Raw genomic sequence first — 2,362 nt, 5'->3', positions numbered from 1 at the left:
CATCAGCTTCGGAATGACGCGCTCGCCGGTCCACTCCAGCTCCATCGCGTTACCCCCGTCTCAGCCCGGGGAAATCGGCCTGCCGCAGCGCTTCGAACAGCACGATCGCCGCCGAGTTGGACAGATTGAGCGACCGGATGTTGTCGTTGATCGGAATCCGAATGCGGCGCTCCGGGAACCGCGAGAGAATCGAATCCGGCAGCCCCTTCGTCTCTCGCCCGAACACGAACATATCCCCGTCCTGGTACTCGAAGTCCGTATAGCTGCGGCTGCCCTTCGTCGTGGCGAAGAACATGCGCCCGCCGCCGTACTGCTCGAGCACCTCGTCGAACGAGTCGTGCACGTGCAGCTTAACGGACGGCCAATAGTCGAGCCCCGCCCGCTTTAAGTCTTTGTCTTCGATCGAGAAGCCGAGCGGCCGCACGAGATGCAGATGCGTGTCGGTGCCTGCGCAAGTGCGCGAAATATTGCCCGTGTTGGCCGGAATTTCCGGTTCGACGAGCACGACATGGAATGCCACGTTAGAATCCTCCTTGAGTCGCTTCTGTTTACGTTTTACACAAATTTAATCATCCGTTAATCCGGCGTTGACGGCCGTATCGCATAATGAGGATACTTCACTATAAGGAGCGGAGCCACGCCATGACCAGAAAAATTCTCGTCGTCGACGACGAACCGTCCATCTCGATGCTCATCGAGTTCAACTTGAAGCTGGCCGGATTCGACGTGCAATGCGTAGCCGACGGCGAAGCCGTCTTCCGCGTCCTCCCATCGTTCCGTCCCGACGTGCTCGTGTTGGACCTTATGCTGCCGAAAATGAACGGTCTCGAGGTGTGCCGCCGGCTCCGCGAGGAGGGCAACATGGTGCCCGTCGTCATGCTGACCGCGCTGCAAGAGCTCCCCGATCGCATCGCCGGCCTCGATAACGGGGCAGACGATTATATGACGAAGCCGTTCTCTCCCCAAGAGCTGATCTCCCGCATTCGCGCGATTTTGCGCCGGACGACCGCGCTGCCCGCGTTGCAGGCGGACGAGACGCTCGTGCACGGCGGCCTCGCCGTGAAGCCGGAGCAGCGGGAAGCGACGTTGGACGGTCAGCCCGTCGACCTGACGCCGAAGGAGTTCGAACTGCTCCTGTTCCTCATTAAGCACCGGGGCAAGGTGTTGTCGCGGCAGCAGCTGCTGCAAGGCGTCTGGGATTATCATTTCCTCGGCGACACGCGCATCGTCGACGTCCACATCAGCCATCTCCGGGACAAGATCGAAGCGAATCCTCGCAATCCTGAGTATATTGTAACGGTCCGCAATGTCGGGTACAAGCTGAGCGATGCCGCGGACAAGCAAGCCGCTTCGAACGGGTAGCGCGGGGAAGTCGACGCGTCGGCGGGGCTGCCCCTCCGGCGCCGCGCTCGCGAACGGCTCGTCCATGTCGAGCGCCGCGCAGCCGATCGCCGGCGACGTCAGCGCATTCCCTGGCGCATACGTCTCATGCAGCTCGAACTTGCCGCTGCCCTCGACGAATTCGTACCGCTCCTCGATAACCGGGTTGCGCCGCGCCTCCTCCCCATCGTACCGTTTCCATTTCCTCTTTCGCCCGATCGACCGGCCTTTTCTTTCTCACTTCCCTTCCCCTCTTCCTGCGAAAATGTCCCCCTCACGCAAAACACCCCGCCTAGGCCGCGTGTTGCGCGGCGCTTAGGCGAGGTGCTTCCTCGGCTTCGTTACCGTCATATGACGGAACCCTTTGCAATTCGTCAAGTTTAACGCTTATTGCCGCTTCCGGCGGAAATCGTGCATGAACTCCGCCAGCGCCGCGCAAGATTCGTACGGCACCGCGTTGTACGTCGACGCGCGGCAGCCGCCGACGCTTCGGTGCCCTTTCAGACCGATGAAGCCCGCCGCGTCCGCCGCCTTCAGGAACGCCTTCTCGTCTTCCTCGTTCGACAGCCGGAACGTTATGTTCATGCGCGAGCGGTACGGCGCGTCGGCGTGGCCGCGGTAGAAGCCTTCGCTCTCGTCGATCGCCCGGTAGATCAGGTCCGTCTTCTCGACGTTACGGCGTTCGATCCCCGCAAGACCGCCTTCGGATTCGATCCACTTAAGCACGAGGTTCATGATATATACGGAGAAGGACGGCGGCGTGTTGTAAAGCGAATTGTTCGCCGCATGCGTATCGTACCGCAGCATCGTCGCGAGATGCTCCGGCGACTGGTCGACGAGCTCGTCCTTCGCGATGACGACGGTGACGCCCGACGGCCCTAGGTTTTTCTGCGCGCCCGCGTAGATCAGCGCGAACTTCGACACGTCGAGCGGCCGGCTCAGAATGTCGCTGGACATATCCGCGATGAGCGGCACGCCGCCC

At 61.5% G+C, this 2,362-nt stretch carries 3 protein-coding genes; 1 reads left to right on the top strand and 2 read right to left on the bottom strand.

Annotated features, from left to right (window positions below; genetic code table 11):
* Positions 1-49: 49 nt before the first annotated feature.
* A complete protein-coding gene (trmL, locus tag VEZ38_RS10595) occupies positions 50-520 on the bottom strand; it encodes a tRNA (uridine(34)/cytosine(34)/5-carboxymethylaminomethyluridine(34)-2'-O)-methyltransferase TrmL (protein ID WP_324893328.1) in 471 nt (156 codons plus the stop codon).
* A 122-nt stretch (positions 521-642) separates the two neighbouring features.
* Here trmL and VEZ38_RS10590 point away from each other — a divergent pair, with 122 nt between their 5' ends.
* Positions 643-1,362, top strand: a complete 720-nt coding sequence (locus VEZ38_RS10590) for a response regulator transcription factor (RefSeq protein WP_324893327.1) — start codon at positions 643-645, stop codon at positions 1,360-1,362.
* A 405-nt stretch (positions 1,363-1,767) separates the two neighbouring features.
* Here the strand turns inward: VEZ38_RS10590 and serC are convergent.
* Positions 1,768-2,362: 3-phosphoserine/phosphohydroxythreonine transaminase (gene serC / locus VEZ38_RS10585; protein WP_324893326.1), on the bottom strand; the 595-nt coding region annotated here is incomplete at its 5' end.

This window comes from Paenibacillus sp., from assembly GCF_035645235.1.
Classification (GTDB): domain Bacteria; phylum Bacillota; class Bacilli; order Paenibacillales; family YIM-B00363; genus Paenibacillus_AE.
This window is presented reverse-complemented; position numbering and strand designations above follow the sequence as displayed.